General features: G+C 45.3%; 8 protein-coding genes. All 8 read left to right on the top strand.

The annotated features are described in order from the left end of the window. Positions 1–60 precede the first annotated feature (60 nt). The 8 genes from EAE93_RS20320 (at position 61) to EAE93_RS20285 (ending at position 16,145) form a co-directional block, all read left to right on the top strand. Positions 61–3,366: a non-ribosomal peptide synthetase gene (locus EAE93_RS20320; RefSeq protein ID WP_214040437.1), complete on the top strand. Its 3,306-nt coding sequence runs from the start codon at positions 61–63 to the stop codon at positions 3,364–3,366. Further along, positions 3,359–7,447, top strand: coding sequence for an SDR family NAD(P)-dependent oxidoreductase (locus EAE93_RS20315; RefSeq protein WP_214040436.1), 4,089 nt, complete (start codon positions 3,359–3,361; stop codon positions 7,445–7,447). Before EAE93_RS20320 ends, EAE93_RS20315 begins: the two co-directional genes overlap by 8 nt. A gap of 108 nt (positions 7,448–7,555) precedes the next feature. Beyond that, complete coding sequence (locus EAE93_RS20310) at positions 7,556–9,253, top strand: beta-ketoacyl synthase N-terminal-like domain-containing protein (RefSeq protein ID WP_250151121.1); 1,698 nt, start codon at positions 7,556–7,558, stop codon at positions 9,251–9,253. 50 nt (positions 9,254–9,303) lie between these two features. Further along, complete coding sequence (locus EAE93_RS20305) at positions 9,304–11,052, top strand: aminotransferase class III-fold pyridoxal phosphate-dependent enzyme (RefSeq protein ID WP_214040435.1); 1,749 nt, start codon at positions 9,304–9,306, stop codon at positions 11,050–11,052. 129 nt (positions 11,053–11,181) lie between these two features. Then, positions 11,182–11,670, top strand: coding sequence for a hypothetical protein (locus EAE93_RS20300; protein ID WP_036782220.1), 489 nt, complete (start codon positions 11,182–11,184; stop codon positions 11,668–11,670). Positions 11,671–11,765: 95 nt separating this feature from the next. After that, positions 11,766–12,635, top strand: a complete 870-nt coding sequence (locus EAE93_RS20295) for a beta/alpha barrel domain-containing protein (RefSeq protein WP_036782221.1) — start codon at positions 11,766–11,768, stop codon at positions 12,633–12,635. 17 nt (positions 12,636–12,652) lie between these two features. Next, on the top strand, positions 12,653–13,402 hold the full coding sequence (locus EAE93_RS20290; protein WP_046395734.1) for a creatininase family protein: 750 nt from the start codon (positions 12,653–12,655) through the stop codon (positions 13,400–13,402). Between the two features lie 1,732 nt (positions 13,403–15,134). Further along, positions 15,135–16,145, top strand: coding sequence for an Rpn family recombination-promoting nuclease/putative transposase (locus tag EAE93_RS20285; protein ID WP_214040434.1), 1,011 nt, complete (start codon positions 15,135–15,137; stop codon positions 16,143–16,145). Positions 16,146–16,234 lie beyond the last annotated feature (89 nt).

Below are 16,234 nucleotides of genomic sequence, written 5' to 3'. Positions count from 1 at the left end.
GAGGCTGGCTTAGCCAGAGGGTAGGGATACTGTTTAAGTATTTATGGAGCTTGACACGTTATGTATAAAGATTACTCACAGATTAGTGATGAAGAATTGCTGTCCATGCAACAAAGAGCTTTATGGTTCATTGACAACTATACCCCTGGCGATTCCAAATATAATATTTCCATGGCATTCCGTATTCACGGATCGTTTCAAATTGATGCTTTTCGTTACGCGGTCAACCGGCTTGTTTCTAAGAATGCCACCCTGAGAAGTACTTTCGTTAATGTGAATGGCGAACCAAGGTTGGTCATTAACGAACACTTACCGCCGGCATTGGAGGTTTTCGATACAACGAACTTGAGCCAGAAGGCGCTTGAGGATGCGGTTCAGAACTTTCATTCCATCCCTTTTCAATTAGAAAAAGCGTCGTGTCTGCGTTTTGGTATCTACGTCGTCGGTGCGGAAGAATACGTTTTACATATGTGTGTTCACCATATTGTGTCGGATTTTACTTCACTGGGGCTGATGTGGGATCAGCTTGAACACTATTATCTGGCTGAACTTGGCGAAGATGATGATTCCTGGTTGCCGCCCGCAGAGGATTTTAAGGATTATGCCGTCAAAGAACGAGAGTATTACCAAAGTGAAGCGGCGGAGGAGTCGAAAGCTTATTGGAGTGAATGTTTAAAGCAGCCGCCAGCCGTGTTGCAATGGGATAGTTTTTGGCGTAAAGGCACTAATGACAAGTCATCCATTCTGTTTAGCATTGGTGAAGAGACAACCCAAAAAATCAAGCGGCTTGCTTCAGGAATAGGTGGATCGGTCTTCACGGTCATGTTAGCCGCATGGAGTGTTTACATTGCCAGAGAGACAAAAGCTGCCGATATCGTTATGGGGGTGCCGGTATCGATGCGTCACTCGGTTCATCAGCACATTGTCGGCTGTTTGTTTAATGTATTGCCCATACGTTTATCCGTCGAACAGACATTTAACCACTTCCTATTGGCAGCGAAGGAGCGATTGTTATCGGCCCTTGATAATCGAAATTTTTGTCTCAGCCAAATGGTCGAACACCTGGCTGTGGAACGATATGATGATCGTAATCCATTGTTTCAGACAGCGGTGAATATGTTAGGGCAGGTGGGGCAATCGCGTTGGGCTGCGCTGGAGATGGCTGACGATTCTGTGCAGGCATCATGGGCGGGACAGACTATTTCCCCATTCAGGGTTTGTCAGCAGGAAGGCCAGCTTGATATTGACCTGTTTTTTGTGGATGCCGGTTCCCACTTAAGATGTGAGTTTAAAGCGGATAAACATTTTTTCTCACATTTGGGCCTTCGGATATTTGCAGAGCGCTTCGAGCAAGTGCTTGAGATGTTGATGGCAAATCCTGATGAAGAGATGAATACTCTGTTGGCGCCAGAATCAGAGGATTACAATCTGCCATCAGGCCCGATTAATGCTGGCGTTCTTCCAGAAGTATCAAACCAAACCCTCGTTTCTCTGTTTGATCAACGGGTGACGCAACAAGCGGCGTCAATAGCGATTCGTTATGGCGCCGATACATTAACTTATTTGGATTTGCAGCGTTGGTCGCTGGAGGTCGCTGTTCAGCTTAGACAAAATGGGGTTGTGCCCGGCGATCGCGTCGGGATTGCATTGTTGCCTTCACCGAAAGCGGTGGTGGCGATGCTTGCTATTATGCGTGCGGGCGCGGGATACGTACCGTTAGATCCCAGATTGCCGCAGAACCGTCTGGCGCAGATTGTCGAACAATCAGAGATGAAAGTTATCGTTGTTAACGCTGATGTTGACTCAGATAACGGGTGTACAGCTAAGCTGATGACCATTGCGACAGGGCGAATTGATCACAGTACACCTGATCACTGTACATTTGATCATTGCACGCCTTCTTCAATCGCATACAGTGTCTTCACTTCGGGTTCCACTGGAATCCCCAAAGGCATTGATGTTGAACACAACAGTGTTGTTTCCTGTTTTAACGCAATGGACGAATATTTAGCCCCCACGCCAGGCGAAGTGTGGACGTGGTTCCATGCCGCCAGCTTTGACTTATCTGTGTGGGAAATTTGGGGCGCTCTGTGTTCCGGTGGGGTTTTAGTCATTGTGCCCGATGATATACGCAACCAACCTGACAAGTTGCTGGATCTGATCGCGGCAGAGCAGGTAACGATTATCACCCAAACGCCATCCAGTTTGAAAAGCCTGTTATCTGAGTTTCAGGCTCGGCCAAGGGCTTATGCGATAAAGCATTGGGTAATTTGTGGTGAAGCACTACTCAGTGCCACGATTCGGCCCTATTTGGATGGGCGGTGGACATTGTGGAATATGTATGGCCCGGCGGAGGCAACAATTTACACCACCGTGGAGAAAGTAACGGCAGAGCTGACTGGCTACAATGTGATCCCCATTGGCAAGCCGTTAAACTTCGCAACGGTCTATCTTTTAACTCCTGCGGGGCAAACACCCCCGATAGGTGAGGTTGGCGAAATTTACATTGGCGGTCGTGGCGTTGCCCGTGGTTATGTTGGTCTTGAGCAGTTAACTGATCAACGTTTCATTGCCGATCCCTATATTCATCATGGACGTATCTATAAAACCGGTGATTTAGCCTATTGGGATGGGGAACGAATCCATTTTTGCGGTCGCGTGGATGACCAGGTAAAAGTTTCGGGTTATCGAATTGAGATTGCTGAGATTGAGGATTGTCTTAATCGCCATCACGCTATTGCGGACGCCGCCGTTATTATTGAATCTCACGAAGGGCTTGATCGTTTAGTCGCAATATTCGTCCCTGTCAGTAAGGATAACCTTCCCGAAGAGTCCGCTATTCGTGATCATCTTAAGGCTTATCTCCCCATCTACATGTTGCCTGGCAGGATTATGTTAGCGGATGAATTGCCGCGTAATGCTCACAACAAAATCGACAGAAAAGCATTAAATGGTTTGATTAAAGTGGGGCAATTGATCGATATCAGTTCGTTGAGACCGGCGCCTGTGTTACCTGCTGATTCGATTTTCGCTGAAATTTCGAGAATTTGGTGTGACGTGTTGGGAAGATCAGCCGTTGGGCTGGATGACGCATTTTTTAATATTGGCGGTACTTCATTAGCACTGACGAAAATCCATGCACAACTTGTTCAATTACCGGGATGTGGCGCTTTGACTCTTGCAGATTTATTCCGTTTTCCAACTATTCGAAAGTTAGCTAATTATCTTTTAACCCCTCTGCAATCGATGGCGCCGGTAGAAGTCGCGGATAAACCGACCCAAGCGCGACGTCAGAAAACGTTGAATGCAAGAAAAGCGTTGAAGGAGAGACAAACTCACTCGCCAAAAGGGGAACAAGATGTCTGAGAATGCGATTGCCATCATTGGCGTAACTTGTCGATTACCTGTGGCGAATAGCTTAGATGCGTTATGGGAGAATCTTGTTGCAGGCCGAATACTTGCCAAAAGATATAGCCAGGAAGAGCTGATTCGCCTTGGGGTAGCACGGCATATATTCACGGCAAAAAATTATGTTCCTGTCGATTCGTGTTTACCGGATATTGATCTATTCGACCCGGATTTCTTTTCAATCAGCCAGCGAGAAGCTGAATTGCTCGATCCTCAACATCGAATGCTGCTTGAATGCGCATGGGAACTGGCCGAAGCGACGGGTTATGGTAATCCTTTCCGACGCCCGCGTATCGGGGTTTTTACCGGGAGTTCGATGAATACCTATTTGCCTAATGTCATTAAATCTGAGTGTGATCTGGTTTCAATAATGGGGACCGAGCTCATGCTGACTAATGATAAGGATTATCTCCCGGCCCGGATTTCATACAAACTCGGTTTTAACGGGCCGAGTGTGGCTGTTTTGACTGGCTGTTCGACGTCACTGACAGCGGTACATATGGCGATACAAAGTCTCTTGCTTGGTGAGTGCGAGATTGCTTTCGCCGGTGGTGTTTCTGTGAATGCCTATTCTCGACCGGGTTATTTTTACCAGAACGATATGATCTTCTCAGAGGATGGTTATTGTAGACCGTTCGATGAGAAAGCATCAGGGACTTTCTTTGGTGATGGGGCGGGGCTGGTGGCGCTACGGCCATTGGATGAAGCCATTAGCAATGGGGATACCATCCATGCGGTGATCCTCGGTTCAGCGGCGAATAATGATGGTTCAGCGCGGGCTGGTTTTGCGGCGCCGGGAGTGGATGGGCAACGAAAACTCATTTTGGATGCTCAGGCGCTGGCGGGTGTTGGGCCGGATGAGTTAGGTATGATCGAGGCGCATGGTACCGCAACGCCGCTTGGGGATTCGGTGGAATATGCCGCGCTTTGTCAAGCTTTCCGCCAGAATACGGATCGTGAGAGATTCTGTGCATTGGGATCGATCAAGGCTAACGTAGGTCATTTAGCGGCGGCGGCGGGAGTTGCCGGATTAGCCAAAACGATAATGGCGCTCAAGACCGGCGCCATTGCCCCACATCCGACTTTCAACAGGGCTAGCTCTGCTATGAATCTTGAGCAAAGTCCCTTCATTATCAACACGATTCCCATCAACTGGCCGATAAAAGGACCACGACGGGCAGGGGTTAGCTCTTTTGGCGCCGGTGGCAGTAATGTTCACATGATTTTGGAACAAGCGCCGGTACGAAGGGCAGGCCAAAATAACGTTGGCTGGCGAGCTGTTCCGTTAGGGGGGCGCAGTGCCGATGCCTTGAACACATTGAGCGCCGATTTGGCAAAAACGCTGGAGGCTGAACCGGATACGCATATTGATGAAGTGGCTTTTACTTATGCGGAAGGGCGTGCCGCTCAGCCATACCGAGCCTGTTTGTATGCTAAAGATGTGAAAATGTTGATTGATGGGATTAAAAATGCCGATTTCACCGTTACGGCACAAATCTCTGAACCACAACGTTTGGTGGTTGCACTCGGTCCGGCTATTCGATCCACTTTATCAACGCAGATACCTGGCTATTGGCAAGAAGTGGATAGGTTGCTGGCTGAATTGCCGACAGATGTTTCCTGTGACATCGGTAAAATCGATATCACTGAAATGACAGTAAGTGATAGTAATAAGGGAAAAATTGCCAATCTTGTGGCGATAATCGCGGCGATCAATTGTTGGCGGAAGATGATTTCGACACCAATATTCATCATATCCGATAGTTGTTACGACCTTGCTGTTGCTTGCTCGTTAGGCATGCTGACCCTGCCTGAAATCGTTGATAAGTTGCTAGAAAACACGACATCACATTTCGTTGAACGTGTTGTTGAGCGTGGTATCGCTTTGCCCGGGAGTTTTTGGTCTAAACATCACGGCGTGATTGATGGCAATAATGTGAAGGCCATTTTAATTAATGGAGCCTCTCCGAGCTTACAGCAACAGAATGAAGTCATATCAGCAAATGACGTGATATTAGCATTGGGCTATTCGCCTGATAGTTTCTCTGAAATCGTGGCAAAACCTGAAAATATTATTCGTCTGGAGACTGCCCATGAAGAGCACGATCTGGCTTTAGTCAAACTGGTCGGCAAGCTCTGGCAACGTGGTGTAGTGATAGATTGGTCGATATTGCGAGGCGGGGAGGTTGTTCAACGTATTCCACTACCGGTTCAACCTTTGCAACGTCGGCGCTGCTGGTACACAGATTCAACGTTACCCGAGTACAAACCGGAGACTTATGGTCAACCTATAGCAAATTCTGAAACTTCCGACGAGTCAGTCGGCGTTTATGTTGAACGCTGGAAACGAACACAGCGCCTGTCGCCGGTATCATCATCGGCGACTAAGCATAACTGGCTGATTTTCTACGATAACAGCGATAAAGAAATTTGCCCGATTGCGGATGTACTGCGTGAACAGGGGCAAAATGTGTTTGAAGTGCATGAAGATCGTGCCACTTCTTGCGATGAAACAGCTTTCCACAAAACAGCGTTTAGCGTCAACGTTGATGATCCCATCAATATTCAGCGTTTGATGCTAAGGTTGCAGGAGCAACAAGCGCATACGCCCGATCATATCCTCTTCATTTTGGGTGATATCCCGTCAACGGATGACCTGCCGGTAGAGAAAGATCGATTCACCTTTACGCTATTTAATTGGGTGAAAGCGTTTTCTCAAGTGGGAAATAAAACCATGTCGTTAACATTGATTGGCCCCGGTTTTGTTGACGTAATGGGCAGCGAACCACGGAGTGTTGAGCGAGCTACGGCGCTGGCATCCATTCCGGCGATCAGCCAGGAATTGCCTGGCATGATAATGAAAGTTATCGACACACCTGCCAAAGAACTTAGCTCTCTCAATGATGCTCAATATATCGTGGCTGAACTTTTCACTGCTCATGATCAGAATGTGGTTGCTATGCGTCAGGGTTGGCGTTGGGAACGCTATTTTGATGCTGTAAACCCGGTAGTTAGCGAAAATCTGTCATCTGACATGATCTGTTTAGTGACCGGAGGATTAGGAACGGTTGGTTTTGGCATTGCGCAATATCTGGTCGCCAAGTTTAACGCGAAACTTATCCTGCTCGGTCAGACACCCAGAGATCTCACTCAGTCTGATACGTTGCAGAGCCAACGGGCAGCGCAATTGCGCAATATGGGGGCGGATTTTGCCGTGATTACCGCCGATGTGACAGACAAAGCTGGTGTGCTGGAGGAACTTGCACGAGTGGAATCCAGACTGGGGGCAGCGAATTGCTTTGTCCATGCCGCCGGGCCTTCTGGTCAGGCAACTATCCAGTGGCTACAAAATTCTGACCATCATGATTGGGAAAAGTTGATGCAGCCAAAGTTAAAAGGGGCGGCTGTTTTGCATGAAATATTTGCCGATCGTCCTCTGAAGTTTGGTTGTTTTGTCTCATCTCTGTCAGTGTTTGCGGGGGGATTGGGGCTTGCGCCTTATGCCGCGGCAAACGAAGCTTGTGCCGCGTTTGCTTCAACTCATCACTTGGATAAACCCTATTTCTCCATTGATTGGGATGGATGGGAAGGTTGGGATGAATCAAATAGCTTCAAATACAGCGCAAATCGTGCTCGCCCGTTACATCATGCCGATGTCGTTAATGCATTGGATATTATTTTCTCCGCCTGCCAGGCAGAGCCGCGTTTTGCCGTCTCCACCATACCTTTGAATGAGCGGTTGCATGATATTGTGGAAAATTCATTGCCGGCGGATACGGCGCAGCCTGCAATGGCATCTCCCTCGGCATCAAATAAATCCATTATCGATGAGATGGCAGCCATTTGGCGTGATGTACTGCGCTGCCCTGTTGATCATGAATCGAACTTTTTCGATTTAGGGGGAGATTCACTGGTCGGGGCTGAGTTGGTAAGACTAGTTAAGGCTCATTTTAATGTTGCGGTATCTATGGTTGATCTTTTCGAATCGAGCACCGTGGCGTCTCTTTCGATGCAAGTCGAGAAAAAACGATGCAAATAAAAAAACGATGCAAATAGAAACAAAGCGCAATCAAGGCAGGGCGCTTTAGCGCAAATCATGCTCTAGCGCAGATCAGCAAGACCAACATGTTCGGGAAAGGGAATTAGCATGAAATCAAAAACACAGATGCATTATTCAACAGATATTGCGATTACCAGCATAGCTGGACGTTTTCCTAATGCGGACTCGAGTCAAGATCTTTGGGATGCGATCTTAGGGAAACGAGAACTGATTTCGAGTTATACCAATGAAGAACTTCATCATCGTGGCGTTAATACTGATGAAACTGGATTGCATTACGTTCCGCGTGGTGGGTACCTCCAAGATCCAGAGGTATTTGATTACAGCTATTTTCAAATAATGCCGAGAGAAGTTTCTAAAATGGACCCTCAGCAACGGATTTGTCTGGAGGTTTGCCATGAGGCACTTGAACTTAGCGGTTATTCCAGCGGGGCAGATGCAGGGATCTGTTCAGTGTTTGTCGGCTCTCGCCGGAGTACCTGGCAGGCCGCACCGACGCTGAACCATTCTCCTGCTGACGCCATGCTGTTATTTGGCGGAAGTTCTGTCGATGCTTTGGCAACACGTGTGGCGTATAAGCTCAACTGCTTAGGGCCTGCTGTCAGTGTAGGCACTTTCTGTTCAGGTTCGCTGGTTGCTGTGCACATGGCTTGCAACAGCTTGTTGCTAGGTGAAAGTGACATGGCGCTGGCAGGGGGTGTTTGCGTCAGGTATCCGGCTCATGTTGGCTATGTTTACCATGCGGGGGGAATATTGTCCCCAACGGGACGAGTTCGCGCATTCGACGAGAAAGCTGACGGTACGATTTTCTCTGATGCCGCCGCATTCGTGGTATTACGCCGTCTGGAGGATGCTCTGCTTAATGGCGAGCCGATTTTAGCGGTTATCAAGGGATCGGCCATCAACAACGATGGGGCGGTCAAGGCGGGTTATAGCGCTCCGGGTGTTTCAGGTCAGGAGCAGGTGATCCGTCGTGCGCTTGCCGCGGCTGATGTTCGAGCTGATCAAATTGGTTTGATTGAAGCGCATGGTACCGGCACACCTGTTGGTGATGGGATTGAATTACGGGCGCTAGGTCGGGTATTTGCTGATGTATCGGCCAGATCCTGTGCTTTAGGCTCGATTAAATCCAATCTTGGTCATGCTGATTGTGCATCGGGTATCGCCGGGCTGATAAAAGCCATCTATGCTGTCAATTTAGGCATTATTCCGCCGTCAATGAATTGTGAATCTCCTTGTGCTGAACTACGGGACCCTGAATCCCCGTTTTATGTACCTACTGAATCCAGAGACTGGAATAACGATAAGGCGGAGAGAATTGCTGGTGTTAGCTCATTTGGGATCGGCGGCACAAATGTTCATGTTGTCGTTGCCGAACCACCGGCGACAAAGCCTGACACACCTTCCTCGGCGGCGGCACATCTGATCCCGCTGAGTGCACGTACCGAGGCAGCGTTAGCGCAAAAAATTTTGGATTTAGTGAAATATTTTGAACAGTATCCAGCCGTGAATATTGCTGATGTGGCATTTACCTTGCAGCGTGGCCGACGACATTTACCCATACGCAAGGCGATTGTCGCACGTGATATTCATGAACTGATATCGGGCCTGTTAGATAAATCCCTAGTGGTAGCCCCTCAATTGAGTGAACTGCAAGAGATGTATATTTCGCCTGCCTCTGTCTGGCAGGCCGGGGAAAGTATCAATTGGGATATTTTTTACCAGACCGAACATCGTAAACGGCTCCCGCTTCCAACTTATCCATTTGAAAGAACGGCAATCTGAGCTGTAAAACGGGTAGAGATCGTCTTCATTTTGAGGAAAGTGAGGTTGATATGAGTAATATTGAAATTATTCAGAGAGAAATAGTCTCTATTTTTGCAGAAACATTTGGTTTACCGAAAGAAGAGATAAAACTGGAAATACCGTTAGTTGAATTGGGGGCAGAGTCACTGCTGTTATTCGAAGCATTGGAGCCTATTCATAAACGATTTGGTATAAAACTTTCAGTACGGCAATTTTTCGCAGAATTACAAACGGTTCGTCAACTTAGTGAATATATTTTGCTGGTGGATAAAAACAGGGTTGCGGAAGATAACCATGCGGTAATTCAGCCTCAACCTGTCTTGGCTGATCAAGAAAAAAGAGTTGCTCAATCCGATACGCCAAATATTCCACCGGCTAACAAAGAACGCTTTTTTCAATGGATGTCGAGAAGTGCGCTACCGATTGAATCTGAGGAGAGAAAAAAATATCTGGCTTCATTTATATCTAAATATAACGAGCGAACGATTAAATCAAAAACGCATTCGGTAGCGGTACGTAAAAATATTGCGGACAGCCGTTCTGGGATTGGCTTTAAACCCTCCATAAAAGAGCTGCTTTACCCGATTGTCTGCACCAAGTTTGCCGGTCCTATCGTCCAGGATATTGATGGCAATGATTACATCGATATGACGATGGGGTTTGGCGCGCATCTATTTGGTCATAGCCCACCCTTTGTAGTTAAAGCGCTTACTCAGCAAATAGACAACGGTTTTGGTTTGGGAACCCGGCATGAGATAGGCTTGGAAGTGGCTGAACTGATCAAAGAGATTACCGGCATGGATCGCGTCGCTTTTGTCAATAGTGGAACGGAAGCGGTAATGAATGCGGTTCGGGCAGCTCGGGCGCTTACTCGTCGTAATCATATTGTCCTTTTTTCTAGCAGTTACCACGGGCATTGGGATGCGGTACTGGCGAGAGCCAGTGAATATGATGAAGTAAATACGACAAAACCTGTTTCAGTAGGCATACCTGAAAATATGGTTGCGGATGTTTCGGTGTTTGAGTTTGGTTCTAATGAAGCCATTGAATTTCTCAAAACGAATAGCACCGATATCGCCGCGGTGCTGGTAGAGCCGGTGCCGACTCGTGACCCAGGATTGAGCAATCCAGATTACTTGCGGCGTTTGCGTCTGGCGACCAGAGAGTTAGATATTCTGCTGATATTTGACGAAATTGTGACAGGTTTCAGAACCCATCCAGCGGGTATCCAGGGATTATTCGGCATTGAGGCGGATATTGTGACCTATGGCAAAACGATAGGTGGTGGAATGCCATTGGGCGTCATTACCGGTAGGAAGAATATGCTTGATTCGATTGACGGCGGAAACTGGAATTTCAACGATGACAGCTTCCCCGCAGCGGAGCCGACATTCTTTGGCGGGACCTATTTTCAACATCCGCTTTGCATGGCTGCCGCCAAAGCCACTTTGCTGGAGATCAAAAGGAGAGGGGAATCTTTTACCAAAGCATTGACTCGACGTACTGAATGGTTTGTTTCACGTTTGAACCAACTGTTCTTAAGTCGTCGGGTTCCCATCGAAGCAAGATCGTTTTCCTCATTTTTTAGATTAATTCATCGCGACAACATGGATTTGCTTTACTACAACCTGTTGATGAGAGGAGTTTATATCTGGGAATGGCGTTGCTGGTTTATCTCCGATGCACATGATGACACTCATCTGGAAAAAGTTTATTTGGCATTTGTGGATAGTTTGGATGAACTTGAGGAAAACAACCTGCTTCCTCGATATAGCTAGATCAAACTAGATTATTGTGAGCGATAACTTATTGAACTATTAAGCATCCTATCCTCTGGCTGTGCTGATTTCGGTGCTTTGAAACGACGGCTCATAGTCTGTTGGGTAAAGAAAATTAAGGAGAGCGTTATGCCTTTGGCAAACAAAAGCGTTTTCATTGGTGGGCCGATTCAATCCGCAATTTACGATGGTGGTTTTCATGAAGAGTTAAGAATGACCATCCAATTGGCGGTTAAGACGGTAGAGACACTGAATGGCAAGGTATTTTCGGCACATTTAACTGAGAAATTTGGCATTGATACCCCAAATTATACGCCGGAGATGGTATCGAAACGGGATTTCCAATGGATGCAGCAGTGTGATTTTTTCATGCCCATTCTTCCGGTTCATCAGGATGATGAATTATTGCGCACTGACGGTACGCATATTGAACTTGGTTGGGCTTCCGCCCTGAAACGGCCCGTCTTGTTGATCACTAAACTACCGATAGTGCGTGGTGGTAGTCATCTATTAAAAGGATTGGAGCATATTTGCAATTTGTCGAAATTAGACATTCACGATTTTCGTCATAATCCGCGGCAAATTGGCGAGATTTTCAGGAATTTTGCAGTTGAGTAGCTATTGAGCGCCTTTTGAGGATATACCGCCTTTCAATTGAATTGAGAGGCGGATTAATAACAAGTTTGCTTGAATGGGTAATTTGTGGAGTTACGATGGAAAATCAAGTTATTGAACCGATTTATGATGTTTTAGGAATGAAGATAAAAAACCCAATTATTGTTGGGTCGGGCCTGCTTTCTGATCAAGCTAAAAATATTCGCCAGTTCATCGCTCACGGCGCGGGGGCGGTCGTGACAAAAACGATTTATCCGCGCTCAGAAAAATTGCATACAGAAAAGACCTACTTGTTCAGTACAGGGATGTTGAACAATACGACATATTCGAAGAAAACCGTTGAATATTGGTTAACGCTGCTGCGTGAATTTAAGGAAGAACAACTTCCGGTAATAGTTTCTATCCATGCTGAATCACCTGCGGCGTTAGCTTCATTGGCTGTTCGTATCTCGGAAGTGACCGATGCCCCTTTGGAGTTGGGTATTTCATGCTTGCATGCGGACGACTTCACAGAAGATACACCGGAACGTGTATTCAACTACACCAAAGCGGTGAAGGAGCGAACGGATACCCCTTTTGCGGTCAAACTCTCGCTTGGCGATAATTTGTATGGGCGAGTTCAAGCTGCGGTGGAAGGAGGAGCTGATGCGATAACCTTGAGCGATACCATTTCGGGAATTGCATTCGACACCGCGAATGGCGAAGCGCTGCTTAATGGGGTTTGCGGATACTCTGGGCCGGGGATCAAACCAATGGTGCTTGCCGCTATTTATAACCTGCGTAAGCGAGGGGTGACGATTCCAATACTTGGGTCGGGAGGCGTACAGGATGGTAATGATGTTCATGAATACCTAATGGCAGGGGCGAATACGGTACAGGTTTATACCGCGCTTCATCGGCATATGTATAAAACATTGCAGCGCATTGTTCATGAATATACGCAAGCCATAACGTCAGAAAAAGTATGAGAAAAAGGGATAACATTATGAATAATAATAAAATTAGAGAATTTGCGGAACTGACCAGTGAGCAGGTTTTAACCGCGGTCGAAGGTAAAACGTTGATATGGCCGATTGGCGGGATTGAGCAGCATGGGCCTCATCTGCCATTGAATGTGGATTCAGTGATCCCAGAAGCTTTTGCTCGCGTATTGGCGGAAGATATTAATGGCTTCACCTTGCCGGTACAGCCAGTGTCTGCCAGATCATTGCCACAGAGTGGTGGAGGACTTGAATTTCCTGGCACGATTTATCTGGATGGATCAACATTTACCGCTTATATCAGCCGAACAATTAAAAGCTTGTGTTCATTACCCTTTAAACAACTGGTGATCATTAATGGTCATTTTGAAAATGAAGGTTTTATTTTCGAAGCAGTAGACGCATTACGGGCGGAAGGGCATTTTAACGATCGTTCCGTTATCGTATTTAGCTGGTGGAGTTTGGTCTCTGATGATTGGACTCGTGAACATTTAGTTGATTTTCCCGGTTGGCACGCTGAGCACGCGGGGTTAACAGAAACGAGTTTAATGTTGCATTTACGTCCTGATTTAGTGAGAGCGGAGCGACCTGACCACGATAAACCGCCACGTGCCGGGATCTATCAAGTACCGATTAAAAAAGAATTTTCAACGAGAGGCGTTCTTTCTAAAACATCCGGCTCAAGTGCGGAGATAGGCGAACTCATTTTCGAGCATGTCAGGCAGCAAATACTGGAACTGGTTACTGCGGATTAATCAGTCTTAATATCGCTGCGTCTTTTCTATTTTGCCCTGGCTACTGGGGAAAAGTTTATTGCTTTTATATTATCAGATGCGCCTTAAAACCTTGTCTTTCAGGGGAAGGTTTAAGGCGTAGTTTTCTGTCTATCAGTATGGTTTTAACATCGGGAAAAAAGTGGCAAGCGTATTATGAAAAAACAGGTAAAAACTTTTATCATCAAAGATAAAAAGAAGTGGTTAATGTTCTTTTTCAGCGGATAAAAAATTCGATGCTATGTTGGCATTGGAAGAGAAAACATCATGAAAAACAGGTTTTAAGTTTATTTTACACGGCTGTAAAAAGTTTACGGAAAACCAGAGATAATCGTTAGAGAAAGCAGATTAACTTTTAGATTAACCATATTGACAGCATTAAAGATGATTAAAGAAATATGCGTTGATTTTAATGCCAGTAACACACCATTTACTCTCTCTGTTTTTTAAGGATAGAAAAAGGAACATAGAATTATTAAAGTAAAGATGAGAAAACCAAGTATCAGTTTAATGAAAATGGCATCGTTAAATACGAGATGGAAAATAGAATTATTTACAGGCTCTAGGTTCGGTTTATCATCTTTTTAACATGGCTCAGCTTATTTTTTTACTTGCATTTTCACTTCCGGACAATTGAAACTGCTTTTTACCGATAATTAGTTAACTAAGGATTGAAAAAATAGGTGCTTCATTAATGCCAGATTTTAAAAAAATACAGAGTGGATAAAAACAGCCGCTTCTCTGTCATATTTAATACATTTATCGGCAATACTATCCTCTGATTATTTTACGTTTACCTAATCTGATGCAACTATTCAAAAGTGATAATGCGGAGCGATTAAAGCTATAAAAATGACGTAATGAAAAATAGGTAAATGGTTAATTTAGTAGGATTAAAGATCTGAAAAAATAAAGGGATATCCTTATATCATCAAACCATTTACTGGCTGATTTATCAATAAAATAAAGAGTGGGTCTTATTAAAATTATTCAAGATTGTCGGTAAAACAGAGTTAGTATTAATGCGCGTTGGTAAATAATGGATAAAAAAGAATGAATGATTAAACAGATAAATGATTATTATGATCAGTAAAGATAGAGAGCGGTATGATTAAACCTAACATAAATCAGACGTCGAAAGTGGTAAAATACCATTTAAAATTTTATACCGCTTAAAAGCCAATGTTAAAATAATGTGTTTTAATAACAGTTTAAACCCTGCCAATCATAAAGCCATCAGTGAAAAAATTTGACTCTATTAATGCTTATGTAATCAGGGGGAATAAATAAGAATATGAATAAACTAATCAGATAATCTGTTTTCTTAAAGGAGCTGGATTTAATAACGTTTTCAATTGGAAAATAAACTTGTTTATAAAATAATTAAATAATTTATTATGATAAATAGGTATAAAAACCCCAAAAAAAATGATTTAAGGGAATGCGAGTATGTTTACTTCCGGATTAACGATGTTGCACTTATTATGTGAATCTACCAATAACTTTCATTGAGTAGTTGTTGTAAATATAATGTTTCCTCGTTTTTTCTTTGCTGGTATTTGATTCTTTAGGCTCTTCTATTAATGCATTCGGTAAAGACTTGCCTGAGAAAATCTGGGAAAATGTTTTTTGTAACTTGGTTGCGAGTTTTCCAGAGATATTATAGCTTTTACAATAAGTGGCGATGACTAATAGATAAATAGAGAAACAGATTGTGGCAAAGAAAGAAAAACGGCCTCACCATGATGTATTATTCAAATATTTTTTAACGCAGCCTGAAACGGCCAGGGAGTTCTTATCCTTTTATCTGCCCGAAGAGGTCCAGTCGTTGTGTGATTTAGCCACATTGAAACTGGAACCCGGCAGTTTTGTGGACCTGCATTTACGTCAACTGCACAGTGATGTGCTGTACTCGGTTGAAACGGCTCGGGGACAAGGCTATATCTATTGCCTGATTGAACATCAGTCCACCCCTGACCCATTGATGGCCTGGCGGCTGATGTATTATGCCATGTCAGCTATGTCGGCTCACCTGAAAAAAGGCCATACTGAACTCCCTTTGGTCGCGCCTCTGCTGTTTTATCATGGTGAGGTTCGACCGTATCCTTACTCAAACCGGTGGCTGGATTGTTTTACGTTCCCCGAACAGGCTGCCCGCTTATACCGCCAGGCGTTTCCGTTGGTGGACGTCAGTGTGCTCAGCGATGAAGAGATCCTGACGCATAAAGGGGTTGCCCTGATGGAGCTGGTGCAAAAACACATCCGCTGCCGGGATATGCTGGAATGGGTCCCCCAATTGGTGGAACTCCTGAATGGAGGGTATAATACAATCGAGCAGCGCAATGTTGTATTACGCTATATTTTACTGAATGGACATACGCTGGATATCTCACACTTTGTCCATCAACTGATTGAACAATCTCCGGAGCATAAAACAATGTTGATGACTATTGCAGAACAGCTTGAACAAAAAGGGCGCGAACAAGGTATTGAGCAAGGTATTGAGCAAGGTATTGAGCTAGGCCGAGAGGCAGGTCGAGAGGAAGGCCGAGAGGCAGGTCGAGAGGAAGGCCGAGAGGCAGGTCGAGAGGAAGGCCGAGAGGAAGGTCGAAAGGAAGGTAAACTGGAAACGGCTCGTGCCTTATTACGGCATGGCGTGAGTTTAGATATTATTGTCACCAGTACCGGCCTGAGCCGGGATAAAATTGAAGCGTTAAAGCATTAAATTAATCTTCTCTTCCACAGCAAAATGCCGATGTTCAAGATCGGCATTTTTATTCTTATTCAGGATGATGGCTATACGAGGGACTTTTA

Source organism: Photorhabdus akhurstii (assembly GCF_018448925.1).
Classification (GTDB): Bacteria; Pseudomonadota; Gammaproteobacteria; order Enterobacterales; family Enterobacteriaceae; genus Photorhabdus; species Photorhabdus akhurstii.
Note: the sequence above shows the minus strand (reverse complement) of the source record. Positions and strands in the feature narration are given on the sequence as shown.